Below are 22,237 nucleotides of genomic sequence, written 5' to 3'. Positions count from 1 at the left end.
ATCATGACCGCCGACGACAAGATCACGCTGTATTACTCGCCGCAGACCCGCGCCGCCGGCACCCGCGTCCTGCTCGAGGAGCTGGGTGCGCCCTACGATCTGCATGTCCTCAACATGAAGGCGGGCGAGCAGCGCAAGCCGGAGTTCTTGGCCGTCAATCCGCTCGGCAAGGTGCCGACGATCGGACATCGCGGCCAGATCGTGACCGAGCAGGTCGCGATCTTCATCTATCTCGCTGATCTGTTTCCGCAAGCGGGGCTGACGCCGGCGCTCGACGATGCCATGCGCGGGCCCTATCTGCGCTGGGTCGCCTATTACGGTGCGTCGTTCGAGCCCGCCGTGATCGACCATTTCATGAAGCGCGAACCGGCCCCGATCACGCAGTCGCCCTATGCCGACTACGATACGATGCTGGGCGCGCTGGAGCAGCAGCTCGCCAAGGGGCCGTATCTCCTCGGCGAGCGCATGACCGCCGCCGACGTGCTGTGGGGCGTCGCCTTCAACTGGACCATGATGTTCGGCGTCGTGCCGCGCAAGGACGTGTTCGTGCGCTATGCCGAGCGCATCACCCAGCGTCCGGCGTTCCAGCGCGTCACCGCCGCGGATGCCGAGATGGCGGCCCAGCACGCGGCCGCCGCCGGCGTCTGAGCGCCAGCATCGACGCAATCGAGCGAGGTCCCGCCGGCAACGGGACCTCGCTGATGTGATTGCACGTTGTCCGGCAGGCGCAGCTCGCCAAATGCCGGGCTTCCCGCGGTGGCGCCGCTAGTTCAGGCTGATCCCCGTGAGCGGCGTGCCGTCGACGCCGTTGTTGCTGATCGCGTTGTTCTTGAAGGACGAGACGGAGCCGCCGCCGGTCTGGACGACGCCGTTGGCGTTGCCCTGGATGACGGAATTTCCCAACGTCACGATGGCGCCGCTGCCGCTCGCCAGAACGCCGGTGTTGTTGAACTCGGAGGTCAGCCGGTCGAGAAACACGCCCATCCCCGGCTTTCCGGCCGGGACCGTGGCGGATATCCCGGCATTGGCATTTTCGATGGCCTTCGTGTTCGAGACGAGCACGCTGATCGCGCTGCTCGAATTCGCGGTCGAGACCGTGACGCCGAACGCGGACGCCTTGAGCGAGGAGTCTGCGATCACCACCTGTGCCGCACCGATCGGCGCGACCGAGATCGCGCTTTGCGAGAAGTTCTCGAAGGTACAGTTCTCGACGACGAGCTTTCGGCCGGCCAGGAAATTGACGCCATTGAGGCCGAGGGTCGTGCCGGCGCCGTTGATGCTCAGATTGCGCAGGATGATGACGTCGTTGGCGCCGGCATTCACGTTGATGCCGTTGGTCGCCGACGCCAGGATCGAGGCCATGGTCCCCCCGCCGTCGATCGTGATCGATTTGGTGATCGTGACGGCGCCGTAGCCGCCGGGATCGAGCACGTCGATCTCACCGCCGGCGGCGGTCTTCGAGATCGCACCGGCGAAGGTCTTGCAGGGCGCCGTGCGGCTGCACGGGTTGACGTCGTCGCCGACGCCGGACACCCAGGTCCGCGTCGCCTGCGCGTGAGCCCCTGGCGAGGCAAGGATCAAAAGTGCGGCGCACAAAAATCCGATCGAAGAAATGAGCTTTCGCATGAGCGCTCCCCTTGAAATGCTGGAAATGAAAAAATAACCCGAACGCAGAGTATTAGTCTACGAAAGCAACCAGAGCGTTCATCGAAAACGGCGAGGGAGACGGCACATTTGCGATCGAGAACCGGCGCCCAGCCGAAACGCGGTGAGAATTCATGACGACGCCGGCAAAGCAGCTCATAGTTTGCTCGCCTTCGCCCCTCCTGCCAATTGAGTGTACATTGTCCTGTGATTTGGCGCAGGCGCCTTGGAAGATCGCTCTGCGCATGATCAACGTCTTTTTTTAAGAGCGACGTGAGTAAAAATGTTTGAAGTATTCGGCGCCGCCCCTCTGGCGGAGTGGATCGAAACTCGTTCTGCGAGATAAGTCTTTTTCGGGAGAAGTCGCGTGATTGAAAGGGTCTGGGTGAGTGACTGCTTCATGGACTCTTCCAATATTTCGAAATTCAATCTGAACCCGGATGACCAGGGCAAGGATTACTGGCAAGATACCGAATATCGGGAAGAACTGGACCGTCTGGACAAGCTCATGCGCAAGCACGAGGACGGTGAAACGTTGACGGAAGATGAGCGTCCGAAGCGGGCCTACCCGAGGTACAAGGATCGGCGTATTGGAAAGTTGTCCGATTTCTTTCGGGTCAATGCCTTCATCGTTGTCTCTTCCGATTTTGCCGAAGTGCTTGGGAGATTCGACCTTGGAAAGGGCGGCCTGTCCAACATAGAGCTCTATCAGGGCAATCGCGTCGAACTGGTGCCGGGGGCCTGGTATTTCCTAAATCTCGGATGTCAGAAGCAGACCTTTCGTTCCGGGCGATCAACCGGCGGTTTCGTTCAGCCGGACTTGTGGCCCAAGGGCAAACTGATGGTTAGCTTGCCCAAAGACAACCAAATTGCGGTCGCTGCGGCAGCTCTGGAAGGTTGTGACCTCTGGACCGACCCGAGCCTTGCGGGTGCGCTGTTTCTGAGCGGGCGGCTCGAGGCTGCGCTGAAGGCCGCCAAGCTGACCCGCAACGTGCGGCGAGCACGGTGCATGATCGTCAATGAAGATTGAGGAGCGCAATGGGCTGAAGCCAAATACCTCGGCATCTCTCGCAAGGGAGTTAAGGTGACAGTCCTGGACCGCAAACTTAGTTCGTGGATGCAGAGGCTTGTTAATCATCGATCACGCGCTGGGACAGCGGAACGACCGGTGGAGGCTCGGGGGCGGCCAGGAAGTTGAGGTGCTCCGCAAAGCTGCCTCTCCGATCGACGTCCATCTTCAGCCCGATACGCCCCGCCAACCTGTGGCGCCCGGTGGCGAACCAGCGAAAAACCTCGTAGAATATCGGGCAGTGGCTCTCATATCCAAAATGAGGGATCCCCACGAGACACGGTTGACCGAACCCCATTTCTTCATGATCACGCCTGGTGCCGTCGCCGTGTGAGACATTCCATCTGATGTCGGCGTTCTTCGACACCACAAGATCGCCAGCGAAGATCGAGATGTCGTGGACGATGCTGATGCCGTGATATGGACCGGTCCACGCCGGCTCGTAGTCATGAATGGCTGAAATGACTTCGCCGTCGCTCGGCAACAGGTGTCCGCCATATCTGAATATCCAGCTGTCGAGTGTCGGCAGAAATCGGGTCCGATAGCGTCAGCTCGATCGAGAATGACCTCAGATAATCCGCCAATGCTTTAAGGCGGCTTTGCTTCTGCGCGAGAAAATAATCGGTTTGTCCTGATTTTGGCGTCTGACAGAACCGCCTCGCTGTCGTGAAATGGAGGCGAATAGATGGGATAGTCGGAAAGTGCACGCCGGGCTTTCCGATGATCGATCATGTTCGCAATGAAGCGTATGCTTCCTTGTCCAATCAGATGCCGCGAGCCAGGTAGCAAGGAATTCCGGCGCCGTGTTGAACGCACCGGGTTGTATCAACCGCCTTGCTCTCCGCCCCACACGACGGGCAACTCCCGCATCCCTCTCATGCGCCCACTGCCCGTCGAGCCAGTTTGTCGCACGTTGGCGGCCTTGTAGCGTCGGGCAAATCACGACGATGATCCCGGCCATCCCGCCTGCGATGAAGAGGGACGTTTCGGCCGATCGTCACGAGGCGTAGCAGCGGGGAGCGGTGGCCGTATCGGGCTTGGGGCTCTGCGCGAGCGGGCCGGCGAGCAGGCGAGGTACGGACGGTCAAGTCGTAGGGTCCTGGCATCCCGATGCCGATGCCAAGTTCGCATGCAGGCTTCGCCTCGTGCGGATGACGGTGACCAGAAAGCCCGGCGCACCGGGGAGACTACGAAGCAGCCGTAACACCATCGCGCAGGGAAGGCCCGGTCGCTCCGGCTGAACCTGTGGTTCCTGCCCCATGCAATCTTTCCGCACGGGTGCCACGGGTGCCAGTCGGCACCCGGCCTTCCCTGCGCCCTCCGACTAATGAGGAGGGAATGATCGTCAAAGCTGGGGCGCAATCGCGCCGCGAGAGCGGCTCCGTTCGACTCCGCGTCGACCGCGCTGCGCCGCGGGCCGATCGAGCCTGCTGCCACCGGGCGATGCCGCCCAGAGCTGAATATTCGGGCACCGCCCGCCACATCTGCTCCACTTTGTCGGCGCAAATCCGCCCAGTATGATTCCCTAAAACTCAGGTAAGCCTTCCAAAAGTAAGATTTTGGCAATCAATCGAACGCTAACTAAGGTTACCAAGTGCTCAACGTCATGCGGAGACTCTGAACGTGAGCGACCAAAAGCCCGAACGGGCCAGCCTTGGCGTGGCCGATACGACTGGCATGGCCAGTGCGAGTGTCGACCTGATGCCGAAGACATCCGCGTTCCCCGATGCAGTCGACCTGGCCGTGCCTTCGATCGCGACCGTCGCCCCGCCCATGATCGCGCCGGATCACGAAGCGCCTGCGGCTGACCGTCCGGGCATCGACCCCAAGGCGGCGATCGTGGAAGCGGTGACCGCGCCCGAGCCGCAGGCCGAGGCCAACAAGTCTGAGATCAAGACCGAGATGACGGCCGACACCGAGATCGGGACGATCAGCGTCAAGCCGGTCAAGCCCGAACAGGTCAAGGTCGAAGCCCTTACGGCCGAGCCGGAAAAGATCGAGCCCGCCAAGATCCAAGCGGCGAAGCCGGAGCGAGCCAAACCAGAGCCCGCGCGGCTCGACCTGGTCAAGTCCGACAAGGGCAAATCCGACAAGGTCAAGCCCGAGCTGACCAAGGCCCAGGCGGCGGGGGGCAACCTTGCGGCGACGGGCAAAGTCGAAGCCGCAGCGAGCTCGAGTGCTGCGAAATCTCCCTCGACGATCCTGGATCTGATCAGGACGGAGCCGGTCAAGTCGGAGCCGATCAAGACGGCTGCGGCCGGTGAGCTCCTCAAGGTCGAGACACCGAAGCTGTCGATGCTCGCGGCCAATGCGCCGAAAGTCGGCCCGATGGCGGCGGCTGCGCCGAAGCCGGAGACGGCCATCAAGCCGGACGCGCCGATCAAGTCCGTGGCTGCCACCAAGACGGAAGCCGTCGTCCGGCCAGAGCCGGCTGCCAAGTCGGAGACTGTTGCCAGGCCCGAGACTGTCGCCAAGTCGGAGGCCAAGTCGGAGCCCGTTGCCAAGCAGGCATCCGCGGCCAAACCCGAGGTGTCCGCGACGCGCCCGGTCACGCCAGTCCAGGCGGATGCCGGACCGGCGACCAGGGCGGGTGCTTTTGCCGCGGTCGACAAGGCCGCGGCCTGGGCCAAAGCGAAGTTCAAGACCGAGCCCTTCAAGTTCGATGCAACGTCCAAGTCGGCGTCCGCTGCCGCAACGGCGGCCAGCGCGACCGCTGCCGGAGCGGCGCTGCCGCCTCCGCAGCCGGGCCAGGCCCCGCGGCCGCATGGCGTGAACGGCAGGCTCGGCCTTCCGGCCATGGCCGCGATCCTGCTGCTGTCGATGATTGTCGGCGGCGTTGCCGGTGGTCTGGTCACGGCCAAGTTCGTCACGCGCTCCGGCGGCGGCGACGTGGCCGATGCGGCGGCAGGCGAGGCTGCAGACGCCACGCTTGGCGCGACCGTGGCGCGGATCGACAATGATGTCGCCGCGCTGAAGGCGAGCCTCGACCAGACCAATCAGACCAGCCTCGTCGAGCTCAACAAATCCGCCGAGCGTCTCGACCGGCTCGAGAAGATCCTGGGTGACCTGTCGACGAAATCGTCGGCCAAGCCGAGCGAGCTGCAGCGTCTGAGCGAGGCCGTGGACCGGCTGCGCGCCGCGCAGGCGTCCGCGACCGCGCAGGCCCCCGCGCGAGACAGCGCCGCGTCCGTGCCGCAGGCGGTGGGCGCGATCAATGCGGCGGCGCCGCCCGCGGGCGTGGCGAGCCGGGCCGACGCGGCCAGGACCACCGAGGCAGCCAGGACCGAAGCAGCAAGGGCAGAGGCGAGCCGGGCCGAGCCGGCGAGGGCGGAGACCGCTCACCCCGAGCCGAGCCGCACGGAGGCCACCAAGCCCAAGGTCGTCGAGGGCTGGGTGCTGCGCGACGTCGGTCGTGGCGGCGCGCTGATCGAGGGCCGCGGTGGCCTCTACGAGGTCTATGCCGGCGACCCCGTGCCGGGCCTCGGCAAGGTCGACGCGATCCGCAAGCAGGACGGCCGCTGGGTGGTCGTCACCACCAAGGGGCTTGTCGTCGCACGCTGACGGACCATCTGTTTTTGGAGACGAATCTGGACGAGGCGCCTCACCGCGACGTGAGGCGCCTCGTCGCACAATTGTCCGAAGCCGCCCGCCTTTCGGCTATCTTCGAGGACTAGCAGGCCCTCAATTGCATGTTCGTGGAAGCGAGGAGGCGCGTCTTGCGACTGTCGGTATTCGGCCTTGTCATGCTGTGCTGCGGCCAGCTCGCTCATGCGGACGAGAGCGCGCCGATCGAGCGCGGCGCCGCCATCCTCGAGCCGTTCGCGCTGCGTGAGCTCGACAACGGCGCGTTCGGCCTTGGGAAGATGCTTGCGCGCGCGAGCGATGCGCCGCTGACCGACGCGGCATTGTTTGCGCTGCCGTCGATGATTCCCGTGCGCAAGGCGCTCGACGCGGAGTTCGACCGCTATGTCGACAAGCACAAGACCACGCTGCCGAACGAGAGCATTGGCGTCGGCACGTCCTACGCGTTCCAGCTGTTCGACCGCACCATGCTCGATTCGTCCGATGCCCGCTTCGTGCTGGCCGGCGTCGTCAATCGCATGGATCGCGCCTTCGTCGATCCCGACCATTGCGGCGAGGTGCGGCTGCTGTACCGCCTGACGCGGACCACGCCGCCCGAGGCCAAAGATGGCGAGGTCGCCTCGCCGCGGCTGCCGATGACGCTCAACATCGTGCTCAAGGCGCGCAGCGATGCGGAGGCCAAGAACAATTCGCCGAGCTGTGCCGAGATCGCCAAGCGCTGGCTGGCGACGTCCGATCTGCAACTGACCGGGCCGGAGCTTGCCGCGAAGCTGACGGCGCCGGACGGCCCGCTGGCGCTGATCAGGCCCGAGAACATCCACCGCATCGAGACCAACCTGCAGATCGCGCATGCGCCGAAATCGGCGATCCGCGATTTCCGCACCGACTACATGATGAAGGTGTTCGACTATCAGGCCGCGAGCGGGACGTTCGAGGAGGCGGTGCTGGAGGATCAGGTCGATCGCGACCGGCTGCTGGCGGATGCCGCTCTGGCGCGCGAGTTCAAGGCCTGGCTGCTCGACCCGGTCCATCTCGGCGAGCTCGACCGCGGCACCGCGGTGATCCCCGAGCAGTTCCTGGCCAAGGTTGCGGTGGCGCCGACCCCGGTCGGATTCGTCAATTCCGATCTGCTGCCGGCCTACGGGCTGGTGCAGGGGAGCGCGGCCGGGCAGGGCGCGGTGTTCACCGAGGCCGATGTGGTCGGTGCGCTGGAGAAGGCGGCCGCGCAGGGCATCGTGCTGCAGAACATCCGGTCGGTCGCGGGCTTCGAGCGCCGCCTCAACGATTCGAGCTGCGGCGGCTGCCATCAGACCCGCGGCATCGGCGGCTTTCACTTTCCCGGCGTCGACTGGATGACGGAGAAGCCGTCCAACACCGTCGTGGTGCCGGGCTCGCCGCACTTCTTCGGCGACCAGGTCCGCCGGCGCGACATCCTCAACGCCTTTGCCGAGGGGCGGACTCCGGATTTCTCGCGCGGCTTCGCCAGCCGCCCGCAATTGCGCGGCAGCGATGAGCTCGCCGGCACGGTCTACAACGACGGCTGGGGCGGGCATTGCTACGCGAGCCACGCCGCGGCCGCGGACAATGACAAGAGCTTCTCGACCTGGACCTGCGCCGCGAACCTGTCCTGTCAGACCGGCCCGGCGACGCGGTTCGGCATGTGCTTCATCGCGACCCGCTAGCTCAGGCCACCGCGCCGCGCGCGCGCAGGTCGCGGATGGTCTCGTCGTCGAAGCCGGCGCTGCGCAGGATCTCGTCGCTGTGTTGGCCTATGCCGGGCGGCTTGCGCGGGGTGACCTTGCGCTGGCCGTCGATGAAGATCGGGCTGTTGACCGTCAGCATGGTGTCGTTCTCGAACGGCACCAGCACCTCGTTCTCGATCATCTGCCTGTCGTTTGGAATGTCGTCGAGAATGCCGACCACCCCGAACACGAGCCCGCTGCCGTCGAGGATCCGGCGCCATTCGGCCAGCGGCCTGGTCGCGAACACCGCGTCGAACTCGTGGATCAGCTCGACCGAGCGGGCGTGGCGATCGGCCTTGGTGACGAAGCGCGGATCATCGATCAGCTCCTCCCGGCCGAGGCAGCGGGCGAGGATCGGCCACTGCTTCTCCTCATTGAGGAGCGACAGCATGATCCAGCGGCCGTCCTGGCACTTGTAATGATTGGCGACCGCGTTCAGCGCGCGTTCGCGTGGCCGCCGCTCGACGAAGGTCGCGCCGCAAAGCTTGGCCTGAGCAAGCACGGAGGCCGCCCAGACCCCGTTCGCCATCAGGTTGGAGGCGACATGGCAGCCCTTGCCGGTCTTCTCGCGCTGGTAAAGCGCCGTGACGATCGCTCCATAGAACGCCATCGCGCAGGGGTGGTCGCCCATCCCGGCGACGGAGCGGGCGGGTGTCGTGCTCTCGTCGGCGCGGACCAGGTCCATCAGTCCGGAGCGCGCCCAATAGGCATTGCTGTCGAAGCCGGGTTTGTCGGCTTCCTCGCCCTTCTCGCCATACCCGGTGAACGACGCATAGATCAGCCGCGGATTGAGCGGCGCCAGCTTTTCGTGGGTGAGGCCGAGCTTGGCGCGGACCGACGGCGGGAAGTTGGTGATGAAGACATCGGCTTCACTCACCAGCCGCTGCAGCACGGCTTGAGCTTCGGATTTCGAAAGATCGAGCGCGAGGCTGCGCTTGTTGCGGGCTTCGAGATACCACGCGTAGTTATGCTCGCTGCGCGGATAGCCCGGCAGGTTCGGCAGGTTGCGGTAGGGATCGCCGGCACCGGGCGGCTCGATCTTGATGACGTCAGCGCCGAAATCGGAAAGAACGGTGGCGGCTGCAGGGGCCGCGATGAAGCTCGCGCAGTCCAGCACCTTCAGGCCATGGAAAATGCCCTTGTCGTCCATGATGCGTCGCTCCCGTCGCTTGTTTCCGCGCGCTGGAATTCTGCTGACGGCGCGGTTCGAGGCGCATTTGACCCAGGTCGGGCGAGCGAGGCAATGGCGGGGAGGGAGCCGAAACTACAAACAAACGTAAAGATGTGATCAGGAGCGGGCACCGCTCCTGTCTATTTCGACGTGTCGACAATCATGCTGGCTTGGTGAGGGAAACGATCGCGCCGAAAAGCCGCGAGGCGGAATGGCGCGCCAATTGGTCCACTACACTTTCAGGTTCTCGGCCGAACTCCTGCCGCGGTTGGCGATCTCGTCGTACTCGATCGTCTGGCCCTCGTTGAGGGTCGTCAGCCCGGCCTTCTGCACTGCGGAGATGTGAACGAAAATGTCCTTGCCCCCGGCCGCGGGCTGGATGAAGCCATAGCCCTTGGTCGGGTTGAACCACTTGACCGTACCTTTAGCCATACGTCGCCTCCGCGGGACCAATCCGAGTACGAGCCGGCGGTCCCCGCAAACCGTCAGGCCCGGAATTCAAGACTACTGCGGTTGCGACAGGCGTGATAGCGCAAACCGCGGGCGGTTTTGGCCCGAAATGATCGATATCGTGGCGGCTTTGCGGCTTTTGACCGTAGCGCCACCGTTCCGCCAGTCACCGCGGACCCGCTGCAACCGTTCTCGGTATGACAGCGCAGGCTGCAAACAGGTTCAACGCAACGCGTCATGCCGCGGCCCCTTCGTCCGAGAGCATAGCGAGTTCGGCGGCATCCATGGCCGTCCTGACGCGCATCGGCTCGGCGCGGCCGCGAATCTCGACCTCGCGTTGCGGCAGCATGTCGGAGGCGAGTCGCGCCCGCGCGTAGACCTCGTCCGAGATGATCACCTGGCAGCCGAGGATCTTCGTCATGTCCTGCAGTCGTGATGCGACGTTGACGGCGTCGCCCAGCGCGGTGAACACCATGTGGTCGCGATAGCCGATCTCGCCGACGATCACCTCGCCGCCGTGAATGCCGATGCCGAAGCGGATCGGCTCATGCAGATCATGGCTGAGGAACGCGTTCAGCTCGGCGATGTTGGCCGCGATGTCACGCGCTGCCTGGATTGCCTGGCCGCAGGCGACATGTGAATCGGCGGCTAGTCCGAACAGCGCGAGCATACCGTCGCCGACGAACTGATTGGGCTGCCCGCCATTCGCCAGCACGGCCTGGGAGACGGCGCTGAGGAAGCGGTTGACGATGAACACCACGTCGAACGGCAGCCGTTTCTCAGCGAGGCCGGTCGATCCGCGCATGTCGACGAACAGGCTGACGAGGTAGCGCTCCTGCCCGATTCCGGCACGCGAGCTGCCGCGCTCGCCGGGTGTCGGGTTCGGCATGAACAGTTGAAAGAATGAGAGATCGTCAGTGGGGCGCAACTGACAGGCCAGCCTGACCGACGGGTCCGCCGCGCCGATCTGCGCGAGCACGAAGGCCTCGCGAGGCGAGGGGGGCGGCAGCGCGCCGGGATCTCCGATCACCCTGATGCGGCAGGTCGAGCAGCGCGCGCGGCCGCCGCACATGCTGGCATGCGGTACGTTGTTGCGCAGACTGGCCTCGAGCACGGACAAACCCTTTGGCACCCGGATGGAGCGGCCATTGTTGTAGGACAGCGTGACCATGCCGCCACGTCGCTCATGGACTGCTCGCACGCCGCGCGCGGCGAGCGCCAAGCCGATCAGGCCGCCATAGCCGACCAGAAAGCCGTTCATGATGGTCTCCAGCACCGCCTGTTCAGATGGCGTGCCGGTCTGCTTCAATGAAAGATTTTCGGCACGCCACTGCGGTGTTGCGTTGGCGGCGATGACGTCTCGACCTCCACGGTAGAAGCCGAGCAGCGCCAGCGCCGGGAGCAGCACGGCGCAGGCGAGCAGCCACGGCGCCGCGCGCTTGTAGAACGGCTTGAGCCGCAGCCAGAAGTGCAGCCCGATGCAGCCATGCGCCCATGACGTCAGCAGGGCTGCCGACATCAACCAGATCCGCCAGGACGGGCCGGTCCAATACGAGTACAAAACCTGCGGGTACAGCTTCTCCTGTCCGTACAGGGTCTGTCCGATGCGGACGCCGGCGATGTGGCTGAAGATCAGCGCCGGAATGCTCAGGCCGAGCAGCAGTTGCAGCGGCTCCATCGTGCTGCGGCTGAATTGCCGGCGCTGATAAAGCGCCCACACGCCGAGCCCGCCATGGGTAAGAGCGGCCGCATAGAACAGCACGGCGATCGGAAGAAACTGCCAGAACGCCACATGATAGGACACGCCCTCGGCGAGCGCCTGCAGCGAGATGTTGCCGAGCGCATGGTTGAGAAAATGACTGAGCAGGTAGCTGAAGAGTATGAAGCCGCAGATCAGCCGCACCTGCCGCACACCGATGCCGCGACAGGCGGACTGCAAACGATGGTAAATCGAAATGGTCATGTGGTCCGTATGATCTGGAGCGGCAATGCTAGAGATTTATTCCCTGTTGTCCTAGAGGGCTGGTGACGGCGGTCATCCGGCGGCGCGAGCTGTGCGCGGGAACGTTGACTCGCCCGGCGGAGTCGGGGAAAAGCACCGCGTGACGGCCATTTCCCCAGGCATCGACAGCCCAGAGTCTCGGTCCATGCGCGCTGCGTGGCTGATGGCTGCGGCCGTGATCGCGAGCATGACGATCATCCGCATCGTCTATGCCGGGACGCTCGATCTGCGCACCGACGAGGCCTATTACTGGACCTGGTCGAAGGAGCTGCAGCTCTGCTTCCTCGATCATCCGCCCATGATCGCCTGGTTCATCCGGCTGGGCACTGCCCTGTTCGGCGATACCAATCTCGGTGTTCGCTTTGCCGGCATCCTCGCGATGGGGGTGACGCAGCTCCTGCTCGCCGACATCGTTCGCCGTACCACTCACGATATGCGGGCCGTGATCCTCGCGGTGCTGCTGCCCGAGGCGGCGCTCTACTATGGCCTGCTGATGGCCAAGGTGGCGCCGGATGTCGCGGCGATCCCGTTTGCGCTCGCGATGATCTGGGCGCTGGTTCGCCTCGCCGAGAGCGACGATGGCCGCTGGTGGCTCGCCGCCGGACTGTTCGGTGGACTGGCGCTGTTGTCCAAATTCACGGTGGTCATGCTGCTGCCGGGCGTGGCGGCGTTCCTGCTCGTTCCGGCCTGGCGCAGCCGTTGGCTTCTCAGTCCCTATCCATGGTGCGGGGCGCTGATCGCGCTCGCCGTGTTCTCGCCGGTGCTGATCTGGAACGTTCAGCACGACTGGGCCTCGTTCCGCTTCCAGTTCGTTCGCGCCACGGCGCCGCATGATTTTTCGTTGCGGACGCTGGGCGATTACATCGGACTGCAATTCGGACAGGTCGGCTTCGTCCTGCTGCCGGTCACGCTGTCGGCGCTGACGCTCACGGCCTGGCGCGGCTGTCGCACGCGTGAGCCGGTCGCGATTCTGCTGTCGACGGCGGTGCTGGTGCCGTTCCTCTACTTCCTCTGGAAGTCGCTCACTTTGCGGATCGGTGACACCTGGCCGATGTTCATGTGGCCGATCGGGTTTGCGGCGGTCGCGATCAACATCGTCAAGATGCCGCAGGACGGCGCGCCCGCCTGGTTCGTCCGATCGACGATGCGCTGGGCGCGCATCGCCGTCGTCAGCGGCATTGCCATGGTGGTCCTGATCTTCCTCTACTACGTCGCAGCGCCCTGGAATTTCCTCGGACGAGCCGATCCGATCGGCGCCGAGGCGGGCTATCAGCAGGTTGCGGCGCGCGTTGAGCAGGAACTGGCAAACACCGGCGCCACCTGGATCGCAACCTCCGACTACCGCACCTACGCAATGATGCGGTGGTTCTTCAGAGGCCGCGTGCCGGTGGTCCAGATCAACGAGCGTGCCCGCTTCATCGGCTTCCGTGATCCCGGCATGGACCTGATCGCAGGACATGCCGGCCTCTATGTCGTGCGCGAGCCGGACAATGCCGGCCCGCTGCTGGCGGACACGACCGCGCACCGCGAGCCGCTCGGACATGTCGAGCGGAGCTGGCGCGGCCACGTCATGGACACTTACGCGTTCGGCAAGCTGACGGGCTGGACGCCGGAGCTGGCGCCGCCACCGGACTCGCCATTGTACCCATGGCGCTGGCTCGCCGGTGACCCCGATCACACGCCGCGGGCCTGAGCTTCATGCCTGGTCCTCCTGCTTGCGCAGGAGATCCTTGGCGAGATCCGCCAGCGCCGGCCGCGGCAGCGCGGCGAACGGCATCGGCCGCGTCACGTCGATGGCCGCGAGGCCGAGCCGCGCCGTGAGCAGTCCGTTGAGCACGCCCTCGCCGAGCCGCTGCGACAGTTTGGCCGCGATGCCATGCCCCAGCACCTGCTGGATCAGGCTGTCGCTCGCGGCCATGCCGCCGGTGATGGCGAGATGCGCGACGACGTGGCGCAACAGGCTGATCATGCCGAGCGCGCCGGGACGGCCGCCATAGAGCCGCGCCAGCTGACGGATCATCCGCAAGCTTGCCACGAAGACGAACAGCACGTCGATCAGCGCGCGCGGGCTCACGGCCGTGACCACGGAAACCCGTTGCGCCGCGACCGACACCAGCCGCCGTGCCTCGATGTCGAGCGGCGCCATCAGCTCGCGCTCGGCGAGCTTGATCATGTCACCGCCGTCGATGATGTCGTCGGCGTGGCCGGCAAGCGCGGCACGCGGACGCGCCAGCCGGGGATTGGCATGTGCGATCCGCAGCAGCTCGGCGACCACCTCGCGGCTCTCGGCGCGATCGTCGGACAGCAGCACCGCGGCCGCGCGCTGATGCAGCTTCTCGATGGTGGCGAGACGCACCAGCCCGTAGGTCTCACGGGCAACGACGGCCGCCAATGCAATCGCGGCTGCGGCCGCGAACCCCGCGCCGACATAGCCGAGGGCTTCGCTGCGGGCGAACAGATCCTCGATCAGTCTGACGACGCCGAGGCCGAGTCCGAGCAGGACGAGGCCGGCGACCGAGCCCCAAAAAAGTGCGCCCCAGCCGAAGCTGCGCCGCGCCGGCAGTATGGTCTCGACCGGCACCGGCAATTGCGCCGGATCGGCCTCCGGCGTGATCTGGATGGTGCCGCGGCCCGGCCGGGTGGCCTCTTCGGCATCGACCACGACGACGTCGGGATCGTCGAGCCGGAAGGTCTGGGGACGACGTGGCTTGGCGCGTTCGCTCATTGCAGCCGGTCTCCGATCAGGAACTGAAGGGCGCGGTCCATGCGGATATGGGGCAAAGCGGGCTCGGCGCCAGCATCTGGGGTCAGCAAAGGCGGGCGGAAGCGAAGAAAGCGGAAATCGGTCCCGTCGGCGGCGGCGCTCGACAGGCCGCGATAGGCGCCCCCCTTGAACAGCTCCTCGGCGTCGGCTGGCAGCTCGCCCGGAAAAGTGGCGACCTCGGTGTTGCCGTCGAAGATCTCGCCATTGGCGCTTTCGCCGGCCGCCGGCGTGCCGAGCAGCGAGGGGAGCTTGTCGCGGCCGCGGGCGACCAGCGCCTCGCGCGTCGCCCTGACCGCGGCCAGCGCCACGACGTCGATCGCAGCGCCTGTGCTCTCGGCGCGCGCGACGGCACGGTTGACGGCACGCCGCAGCACCGCTTCGAGCCGGTCGTGGCTGGTGTGATGCAGATGGTCGGCCTTGGTCGCCGCGAACAGGATGCGGTCGATGCGCGGCCGGAACAGCGCCGTCAGCATGTTTCCGCGCCCGACGCGGAAGCAATCGAGAATGCCGGTCAGCGCGGCTTCGAGATCATGCAGCGCCTCGGGGCCGGCATTGAACGCCGCCAGCGCGTCGACCAGCACGATCTGGCGGTCGAGCCGGGCGAAGTGGTCGCGGAAGAACGGCCGCACCACGATGTCCTTGTAGGACTCGTAGCGCCGCGCCATCATCGCCCACAGCGATCCGCTCGGCGGCTGGCCCTCGGCCGGCACGTCGAGGGGCGCGAAGGTGAGCGCCGGCGAGCCCGCGAGATTGCCCGGCATCAGGAAGCGGCCGGGCGGCAGCAGGCTCATGGCGAAGCGCTCGTCGCGGCAGGCGCGCAGATATTCGGTGAACAGGCGCGCCGCCTCCAGGGTCGCCGGCTCGTCCTCCAGGCCTTCGGGGGCGAGCGTCGCCAGATGCGCGTGCCAGTCCTTGGCGACATGCGCGCGCGGCTCGCTGCGCGACAGCGCGAGGCTTTCTTGCGCCCACTGCTCATAGCTCTTGTTCAGTAGCGGCAGGTCGAGCAGCCATTCGCCGGGATAGTCGACGATGTCGAGCGTGAGCGTCCGCTCGGCGCCGTTGGCGCGCTGGAATTCGATCACCAGCCTGAGCTCGCTGATGTCGACGGTCGAACTCGGCCAGCGCCGCTCGGCGACCAGCGCCCGCAAATGACTCTCATAGGCAAAGCGCGGCACGCCGTCGTCGGGTTGCGGCGTCAGATAGGCGCGGGCGATGCGGCCCGATGCCAAGGCCTCGAACACCGGCATGCGCCCGCCGCGAACGAGGTCATGGATCAGCGCGGTGATGAACACGGTCTTGCCGGCCCGTGACAGCCCGGTGACGCCGAGGCGGATGGTCGGGTTGAGGAAGCTCTCGCCATAATCGAGCAGGGCACGGGCCGAGAGCCGCGCTTCCTCGACGAGTTCGGAAAAGGTCACCATGGGAGGAGGGGGAATTCGCAGTTGAAAAGGGCGTGAGCGATTTTTGACAGGTGGCGATGCAAAACGCCGGATTCAAGCTCACAATTCCGGCCCGTTTCCGGATAGAACCAGACTTTGAACGGAACGTTGACCACTGGAAACCATAATCCTTCCGGCACAATTGTCCCGGAAAACCGGCACCAGGTTCTGACATGACCGTATTTCAACTGAAGCAGTTCGCCTCGACCTCCGTCCATGCCGCCACCGGCGCGATGCGCTGGAACTACGACAAGGTCGAGATGATCGCGGACGGCGTCGTCCACGTCGTCGGCATCGCCGCCGGGCTGGTCGCCGCAACCGTGCTCGTCGTGCTGACCTCGATCTATGCCAGCGCCGTCGACATTGTGGTGGTGTCGATCTACGTCGCGGGGCTGCTCTCGATGCTGACGCTGTCGGCAACCTATAATCTGTGGCCGGTGTCGCCGACCAAATGGGTGCTGCGCCGCTTCGACCACTCCGCCATCTACGTCCTGATCGCAGCCACCTATACGCCGTTCATCGCCGCCCTGAAGGATACGGTATTCTCGGCCGCGCTGCTGCTCGGGGTCTGGGGCGTCGCCATCTTCGGCATCGTGCTGAAGCTGCGTTGGCCCGGGCGCTTCGATGCGCTCTCGATCGGCCTGTATCTCGCGCTCGGCTGGAGCGGCGTGATGATGTACGACCGGGTGATCTCGGTGATGCCGGCCTCGGTCCTGGCCTGCGTGCTCACCGGCGGCATCCTCTACAGCCTCGGCGTCATCTTCCACTCGTGGCGGCGCTTGCGCTTCCAGAACGCGATCTGGCATGGTTTCGTGTTGCTGGGCGCCGGCTTTCATTATACCGCGGTGCTCGATCTGGTCTTGACCTAGAAAATTCCACGAGGAGGGCTTTGCATGCAGGTGACCGGCAAGATTGTTGTGGTCACCGGCGGAGCCCGCGGCATCGGCAAGGCGCTGTGCGAGGCCTTTGCGAAGGCCGGTGCCGCCAAGGTGATCGTGGCCGATCTCGACGAAGCCGGAGCCAAGGCCGTCGCTGATGGCATCGGCGGCGCAGCCTTCAGATGCGACGTCTCCCAGGAAGCCGACATCCGGCACGTGATCGAGGAGACCGAGCGGCAGTTCGGACCCATTGCGCTGTTCTGCTCCAATGCCGGCATCGGCGGCGGCTTCGACCCGTTGTCGGTGAATGCCGGCGGCACCTCCGACGAGCCGTGGGCGCGCAGTTGGGCCATCCACGTGATGGCTCATGTCTATGCGGCGCGGCATCTGATCCCGCGCTACAAGGCGCGCGGCGGCGGCTATTTCCTCAACACGATCTCGGCGGCCGGCCTGTTGTCGCAGGTCGGCAGCGCGCCTTACTCCACCACCAAGCATGCCGCGGTGGGATTTGCCGAGAACCTCGCGATCTCGCACAAGGCTGACAACATCAAGGTCTCGATCCTGTGTCCGCAGGGCGTCGACACCGACATGCTGCGCGCGATCCCGAAGGGCCCGCAATCCGGCGACGGCGATCTGACGCCGGAGCAGGTCGCGCAGGACGTGCTGAAGGGCCTTGCCGAGGAGAGCTTCCTGATCCTGCCGCATCCGCAGGTGCTCGGCTACATGCGCAAGAAGACCGAGAACTACGACCGCTGGCTCGGCGGCATGGCCAAGATCCAGGCGAAGATGCGCGAGGAATTTAAGTAGGTCCAAGGGGAGAGGGCGCATTCACTTGCACCGCGCATAAGCTTGCGAATTCTAAGCGTGTAGGGTGGGCAAAGGCGCGCGGGCGATACTGTGTGCATCATGCCGCGCTCCCTCGCGCGCCGTGCCCACCATTTGCTCCGCGTGCGGAGATCGACGGTGGGCACGCGACCGCCCTGCGGGCGGCTGCTTTGCCCACCCTACGGCAGTGTCGCTCAGGCTCGCCCGATTCACATCTCAAACAGCTTCTGACACGACCTTACGGCCTCGCGGCGGATCACGCCCGAGTGGTTCGGTCGACACGACCCTCCAACACATGGGAGGGCGCAGGGAATGCCGGGTGAAGGCCTCACCCATGGCCCGCCTGCAGCAAAAAATGCAGGCGGCAGGTACCACAGGTGCAGCCGATCACCGGCATTCCCTGCGCGATGGTCTTCACGCTTATACGCAGTCTCCCTGGTGCGCCGGGCTGTTGGCCACCATTGTCCGCGCGGCGCATCAGCGCCATCGCGAACGTAACACCAGCATCGGGGTGTCAGGACGCTGCGACTTCACGTCCGCGGCCACGCCGTTCGTCCGCGTAGCAAGCTACGCTGCAGCATGGCCACGGCCATCGCATCCCGCCTCGCGTGTCGTGACGATCGCGCGCAACGCCCCTCCGTGGTGAGGCGGGATGCGCGGAAAGATCGTCCTGATTTGCCCGACGACGCAAGGCCGCATGCTGCGGCATTTCAACACGACGGGCAGTTTCGTCATGGTGCGTATGCGCAATCTGCCCGTCGGGCGCGCTCATGGCTCCGACGGCTGCATGTCCTGCTCTGCCGCGCGCCAGGCTTCGAGCGCGCGGGCGTACAGCAACAGGCCCTCGCACACCGTGCGCTGCTCGGCTTTCGACAGCGACGACAGGGCGCCGCGAACCTGCTGGCGGCCGAAGGCGTGCAGCGTGCCGAGCGTCTTCCGTCCCTTCGCGGTGAGGCAGAGCGGCTTGATGCGGGCGTCGCCGGAATCGATTGTCTCCTGCAACTCGCCGCTGTCGATCAGCTTGCGGACCATGCGGCTGATGCTGGATTTCTCGAGATGCAGGATCGTGCCGAGCTGCATCGCTGTCAGCGGGCCGCGCAGGCCGATCTCCAGGATGGTGTGGACCGCCGACGGCGGAAGGTCGGTGGCGGCCAGCGTCGATTCCATGAAGCCGAGCTCGCGCACCATCAGGCGCGAGGCGGCGCGGATGTCGTCGACGAGCGTGAGATCGGGATCCGGCATCTTGACTCCTGCCATATAGTTGTATCATACAACAAATAGCCGATGCAACGTGGCATCGACGACGCCATATCGCCGGAGGGTCGGAGATGGGTGATACGCAGCTCACGGCCGAGGCACGCTTGACCGCGGCGTCGCGCATGCAGGGGCAGGTCTGCCTCGTCACCGGGGGCGGCTCCGGCATCGGCCGCGCCGCCGCCTTGAAGCTCGCCGCCGACGGCGCGGAGGCGGTCGTCGTCGCCGGGCGGCGCGAGGCCGAGCTGGCCGATACGGCGGCACGATGCCGGGCGCTCGGGGCCGAGGCCCTCGCGGTGAAAGCCGACGTCACGCGCGAGGACGATGTGGCGAGCCTGGTACAGGCAGTGCTGGAGCGCTACGGCCGGTTGGATGCGGCCTTCAACAATGCCGGTGTCCAGGAGCGCCGGGCGCCGATCGAGCAGCAGGGCAACGGCGTCTATGCGGACGTGTTCGACGCCAATGTGCGCTCGGTTTTTCTGTGCCTGCGCGCGCAGTTGCCGATCATGTATGCGCGCGGCCGGGGACGCATCGTGATCAACGCCTCCGTCAGCGGCGTGCGCAATCCGAATGCGGGGCTTGCGCTCTATTCGGCCTCGAAAGCGGCCGTCATTTCGCTGACGCGATCGGCCGCGATGGAGGCGGCACCGCGCGGCGTCCGGATCAACGCGATTGCGCCCGGACGTGTCGTCACCGACATGATGCTGCGCGCCGGTGTCGGCGACGTCGCGACCGTCGCCGCCGGCCTGCCGCTGCGCCGGATGGGGCAGCCTGAGGACATCGCCGAGGCCGTGCTGTGGTTGTTGTCGGACGCGTCGTCCTACGTCGTCGGCCACGTTCTGGTGGCCGATGGCGGCTTCTTGGCTTCCTGAACGGCGGCAACGGCGCAAGACCCGCGATCGCCGAAGCCGGTCTCGGCCGAATGATCGTCGAAACGACATCATGCCGAAGTCCGAATTTCGCCGACTTTGGCGAAGCCCGCGCAACGATTGTCCTCATTTGAACTAATTAGTGCTGTCTGCGAACGCGGAGATGCGGCGGCGCCGCTTCGCGGCGGTTCATTGCGAACACCTCTCAATCTCGCCTGAAATCGTCCCAGCTCGGCAAAACTTCCGCCGACGTTTGCCGGCTATCTGCAAGGCAAGGGGAGCTCGTCGCGAGCATGCGCTGCGTAGTCGTTGCGGCGGCGCCCCGACCTGACGTCGTCGCGTGATATTGGCATACTCTCCGGCATTGCTTTGCAGGCTCATTCACGACAAAAGACCGGCGCGTTCGCGGTGCGGACCAAGCGGCTCATGGTGACGCGATCCCACCGCGGGGTCACGCTCGCGCTCGTCGAGGTGCTGCTCTTGACCGTGATGGTGGTGGATGCCGCGTCCGGACAGCAGACCATCAAGGCCAAGCCGACGGACGTCGTCCCGGGACGCGCCGATCGGCTGTTCTTCCGTCACGTGACGGCGCGCAGCATCTACTACAACGTTCCGCGGATCACCAACGACAGCCGGACGCTGATGATGCGCCAGGACCCGCGTGGCGTGAGCGCATTGTTGCGTCCGGTGCGGGAGGCCGGCGCGCCGTCGCTGGCCGCGCCGGGCAGGCCCGGCGCGTCGGTCGGCAGCTTCGGATTCTCCGCGTTTCAGCCCGCCCGTGGTGCGCGCGTGGCCACGGCCGAGCCGGCGCGAGACGCTCAACGCGCCGCGCCGCAACCGGCCGCACGGCAGATCGCGGCAAAGCCCGCGGCAGCCGCCGGGGCGCCGCCGGCCAAGCCGGACGAGACCGTGGCAGCCGCCCAGCCCGCGGCCGTGCTGCGCAACCGCGACGTTCTTCCGGATCGCAATCTGAACACGGTGAAGCCGCAGCCGGTGACCGCCGATGCGAAGCCCTACGATCCGACGGGGATGACGGTCGGGTCGTTCCTGGTGAAGCCGGCCGTCGAGATCCTGGCCGGCTATGACACCAATCCCACCCGGCGCAACGGCGGGCAGGGCTCACCGGTCGCGATCGTGGCGACGGAGGTCGCGGTCCGCTCGCAATGGGAGCGGCATCAGCTCAACGCCGATTTCCGCGGTGCCTATACCGAGGACACCAACGTCCGCTCCATCAGCCATCCGACCTTCGAGGCGCGCGCGCAAGGGCGCTACGACGTCACCGAGGGCACGGCCGTCACCGGCGAGGCGCGTTTCGTCAACGACGCCTTGACGCTTCCGGGCGCGCTCAAGCTGCCGCGGGCCACCAGCTTCGGCGGCAGCGCCGGCGTGCTGCAGAAGATCGGTCCGACCGAGATCGCGTTCAAGGGATCGGCGGACCGGGTCGTCTTCAACGATGCTGTCATCACGGCCAACGTGCCGCTGCGGACGCAGGACCGCAACTACACCCAGCCGGGCGCGCAGGTCCGCGTCACCTATGTGCTGACGCCGAACATCTCGCCGTTCGTCGACATGAGCTTCGATCGGCGCAACCACGATCTGCAGGTCGACTTCAACGGCCAGCGCCGCGATTCCAGCGGCATCACCGCGCGTGGCGGCGCCGTCGTCAATATGGGATCGCTGACCGGCGAAGCCTCGGTCGGCTATCTCACGCGCCGCATGGACTCGCCGCTGATGCCGAACGTCAGCGGCGTGATCGCGGATGCGACGCTCGCATGGGCCGCGACCGACACCACGACCTTCGTGCTGGTGGCGCGCTCGCAGGCCTCGGAGACGCCGGCGATGAACGTCTCGGGCATCCTGTCCCGCGACGTGATCCTGCAGATGGATCATCAGTTCGAGCCGTGGCTGATCGGAACGCTGCGCGGCGGCTACGGCCAGGATCAGTTCGTCGGCATCGGCCGCGTCGACCAGCGCATGTTCGTCGCCGCCGGCGGCACCTACAAGATGAACCGCAACGTTCAGTTGAAGAGCGAGGTCCGCACCGAATGGACCCGCTCCAACATCGCGCTCAACAATTTCATGGCGGTGGTCGGCGTCGTCGGCGTGCGTGTCCAGTACTGAGCGTGTGATGGGGGCCGTTTGGCTGACCGTCGTCGCCAACATCACCGCCGACCCGCAGGGCTATTGCAGATGGCCTTCCCATGGCGGCGCGCTCCGGGCCTCATGGTTCTCAGGGCGATGCAGAGCATCGCCTGAACGCGCCGAAGAGCGGCGCTCCTTACCATGAGGTCTGGCTCCGATACCGGCGCTCGAAGGATGGCCGCGACATGATCGCTCGGTCGCGCACAAAAAAAGCCCCGCAGGGGGGCGGGGCTCAAGGCATGGCATGCCGGGCGGTGGGGGGGACCGGGGCGCGTCTCACGCGGCGGGGTGAGGTCAGGTCGCCGACGCGTGCGCCGTCCCCGATCGGTTCGGCATGTGGCTGGTGATGGTCTTGTTGTTATGAGCGGGTCCGCGCTGCCGGTCGGCGACGCGGACCGCAATCGCG

The 22,237-nt window shown here is 65.8% G+C and carries 17 protein-coding genes; 9 read left to right on the top strand and 8 right to left on the bottom strand.

Translation table 11 applies throughout. The features are described 5' to 3' along the window. Positions 1–3 precede the first annotated feature (3 nt). Entirely contained in the window at positions 4–648 is a 645-nt protein-coding gene (locus QX124_RS09375; RefSeq protein WP_315796988.1) for a glutathione S-transferase family protein, read from the top strand. 117 nt (positions 649–765) lie between these two features. Here QX124_RS09375 and QX124_RS09370 read toward each other — a convergent pair whose 3' ends face one another. After that, positions 766–1,626, bottom strand: a complete 861-nt coding sequence (locus QX124_RS09370) for a right-handed parallel beta-helix repeat-containing protein (RefSeq protein WP_315796987.1) — start codon at positions 1,624–1,626, stop codon at positions 766–768. Positions 1,627–2,011: 385 nt separating this feature from the next. Between QX124_RS09370 and QX124_RS09365 the strand changes: the two genes are divergently transcribed. Beyond that, positions 2,012–2,674 (top strand): hypothetical protein, encoded by a 663-nt coding sequence (locus QX124_RS09365; RefSeq protein WP_315796986.1) that lies wholly within the window; start codon positions 2,012–2,014, stop codon positions 2,672–2,674. Between the two features lie 100 nt (positions 2,675–2,774). Here the strand turns inward: QX124_RS09365 and QX124_RS09360 are convergent, their stop codons facing one another. Further along, entirely contained in the window at positions 2,775–3,197 is a 423-nt protein-coding gene (locus QX124_RS09360) for a hypothetical protein (RefSeq protein ID WP_315796985.1), read from the bottom strand. Between the two features lie 1,139 nt (positions 3,198–4,336). On the opposite strand from QX124_RS09360, the gene QX124_RS09355 reads away from it, so the two are divergent. Further along, positions 4,337–6,274 carry a hypothetical protein gene (locus QX124_RS09355; RefSeq protein ID WP_315796984.1) on the top strand — a complete coding sequence of 646 codons (1,938 nt, stop codon included), beginning with the start codon at positions 4,337–4,339 and terminating at the stop codon, positions 6,272–6,274. 128 nt (positions 6,275–6,402) lie between these two features. Beyond that, entirely contained in the window at positions 6,403–7,977 is a 1,575-nt protein-coding gene (locus tag QX124_RS09350) for a hypothetical protein (protein ID WP_409997679.1), read from the top strand. Between the two features lies 1 nt (position 7,978). Here the strand turns inward: QX124_RS09350 and QX124_RS09345 are convergent, their stop codons facing one another. The 3 genes from QX124_RS09345 to QX124_RS09335 form a co-directional block, all read right to left on the bottom strand. After that, positions 7,979–9,187: a CoA transferase gene (locus QX124_RS09345; RefSeq protein ID WP_315775373.1), complete on the bottom strand. Its 1,209-nt coding sequence runs from the start codon at positions 9,185–9,187 to the stop codon at positions 7,979–7,981. Positions 9,188–9,439: 252 nt separating this feature from the next. After that, positions 9,440–9,640: a cold-shock protein gene (locus QX124_RS09340; protein WP_315734280.1), complete on the bottom strand. Its 201-nt coding sequence runs from the start codon at positions 9,638–9,640 to the stop codon at positions 9,440–9,442. Positions 9,641–9,893: 253 nt separating this feature from the next. Further along, a complete protein-coding gene (locus QX124_RS09335) occupies positions 9,894–11,621 on the bottom strand; it encodes an adenylate/guanylate cyclase domain-containing protein (RefSeq protein WP_315734278.1) in 1,728 nt (575 codons plus the stop codon). A 184-nt stretch (positions 11,622–11,805) separates the two neighbouring features. Here QX124_RS09335 and QX124_RS09330 point away from each other — a divergent pair, with 184 nt between their 5' ends. Next, the gene (locus QX124_RS09330; protein WP_315796983.1) at positions 11,806–13,353 is read left to right on the top strand and encodes a glycosyltransferase family 39 protein; all 1,548 of its coding nucleotides are present in this window, start codon (positions 11,806–11,808) and stop codon (positions 13,351–13,353) included. Between the two features lie 3 nt (positions 13,354–13,356). Here the strand turns inward: QX124_RS09330 and QX124_RS09325 are convergent, their stop codons facing one another. Beyond that, positions 13,357–14,385 (bottom strand): TIGR01620 family protein, encoded by a 1,029-nt coding sequence (locus QX124_RS09325; protein WP_315796982.1) that lies wholly within the window; start codon positions 14,383–14,385, stop codon positions 13,357–13,359. Beyond that, a complete protein-coding gene (locus tag QX124_RS09320) occupies positions 14,382–15,845 on the bottom strand; it encodes a YcjX family protein (protein ID WP_315796981.1) in 1,464 nt (487 codons plus the stop codon). Before QX124_RS09320 ends, QX124_RS09325 begins: the two co-directional genes overlap by 4 nt. A 191-nt stretch (positions 15,846–16,036) precedes the next feature. On the opposite strand from QX124_RS09320, the gene trhA reads away from it, so the two are divergent. After that, entirely contained in the window at positions 16,037–16,732 is a 696-nt protein-coding gene (gene trhA / locus QX124_RS09315; RefSeq protein ID WP_315759485.1) for a PAQR family membrane homeostasis protein TrhA, read from the top strand. A gap of 24 nt (positions 16,733–16,756) precedes the next feature. Further along, complete coding sequence (locus QX124_RS09310) at positions 16,757–17,548, top strand: SDR family oxidoreductase (RefSeq protein WP_315734269.1); 792 nt, start codon at positions 16,757–16,759, stop codon at positions 17,546–17,548. 786 nt (positions 17,549–18,334) lie between these two features. Here the strand turns inward: QX124_RS09310 and QX124_RS09305 are convergent. Further along, complete coding sequence (locus QX124_RS09305; RefSeq protein WP_315734268.1) at positions 18,335–18,808, bottom strand: MarR family winged helix-turn-helix transcriptional regulator; 474 nt, start codon at positions 18,806–18,808, stop codon at positions 18,335–18,337. A gap of 86 nt (positions 18,809–18,894) precedes the next feature. On the opposite strand from QX124_RS09305, the gene QX124_RS09300 reads away from it, so the two are divergent. Together QX124_RS09300 and QX124_RS09295 are read left to right on the top strand one after the other, a co-directional pair. After that, positions 18,895–19,692, top strand: coding sequence for an SDR family NAD(P)-dependent oxidoreductase (locus tag QX124_RS09300; protein ID WP_315796980.1), 798 nt, complete (start codon positions 18,895–18,897; stop codon positions 19,690–19,692). A gap of 423 nt (positions 19,693–20,115) precedes the next feature. Then, positions 20,116–21,810 carry an outer membrane beta-barrel protein gene (locus QX124_RS09295; RefSeq protein WP_315796979.1) on the top strand — a complete coding sequence of 565 codons (1,695 nt, stop codon included), beginning with the start codon at positions 20,116–20,118 and terminating at the stop codon, positions 21,808–21,810. The last annotated feature ends 427 nt before the right edge of the window (positions 21,811–22,237 follow it).

It is taken from the genome of Bradyrhizobium sp. SZCCHNRI3043, assembly GCF_032377735.1.
Taxonomy (GTDB): Bacteria; Pseudomonadota; Alphaproteobacteria; order Rhizobiales; family Xanthobacteraceae; genus Bradyrhizobium.
Note: the sequence above shows the minus strand (reverse complement) of the source record. Positions and strands in the feature narration are given on the sequence as shown.

Coding starts and splice junctions, on each gene's coding strand:
- QX124_RS09375 (WP_315796988.1), top strand. CDS start 4: ATGACCGCCGACGACAAGATCACGCTGTATTACTCGCCGCAGACCCGC.
- QX124_RS09370 (WP_315796987.1), bottom strand. CDS start 1,626: ATGCGAAAGCTCATTTCTTCGATCGGATTTTTGTGCGCCGCACTTTTG.
- QX124_RS09350 (WP_409997679.1), top strand. CDS start 6,403: ATGTTCGTGGAAGCGAGGAGGCGCGTCTTGCGACTGTCGGTATTCGGC.
- QX124_RS09345 (WP_315775373.1), bottom strand. CDS start 9,187: ATGGACGACAAGGGCATTTTCCATGGCCTGAAGGTGCTGGACTGCGCG.
- QX124_RS09340 (WP_315734280.1), bottom strand. CDS start 9,640: ATGGCTAAAGGTACGGTCAAGTGGTTCAACCCGACCAAGGGCTATGGC.
- QX124_RS09335 (WP_315734278.1), bottom strand. CDS start 11,621: ATGACCATTTCGATTTACCATCGTTTGCAGTCCGCCTGTCGCGGCATC.
- QX124_RS09330 (WP_315796983.1), top strand. CDS start 11,806: ATGCGCGCTGCGTGGCTGATGGCTGCGGCCGTGATCGCGAGCATGACG.
- QX124_RS09325 (WP_315796982.1), bottom strand. CDS start 14,385: ATGAGCGAACGCGCCAAGCCACGTCGTCCCCAGACCTTCCGGCTCGAC.
- QX124_RS09320 (WP_315796981.1), bottom strand. CDS start 15,845: ATGGTGACCTTTTCCGAACTCGTCGAGGAAGCGCGGCTCTCGGCCCGT.
- trhA (WP_315759485.1), top strand. CDS start 16,037: ATGACCGTATTTCAACTGAAGCAGTTCGCCTCGACCTCCGTCCATGCC.
- QX124_RS09310 (WP_315734269.1), top strand. CDS start 16,757: ATGCAGGTGACCGGCAAGATTGTTGTGGTCACCGGCGGAGCCCGCGGC.
- QX124_RS09305 (WP_315734268.1), bottom strand. CDS start 18,808: ATGCCGGATCCCGATCTCACGCTCGTCGACGACATCCGCGCCGCCTCG.
- QX124_RS09300 (WP_315796980.1), top strand. CDS start 18,895: ATGGGTGATACGCAGCTCACGGCCGAGGCACGCTTGACCGCGGCGTCG.
- QX124_RS09295 (WP_315796979.1), top strand. CDS start 20,116: ATGGTGACGCGATCCCACCGCGGGGTCACGCTCGCGCTCGTCGAGGTG.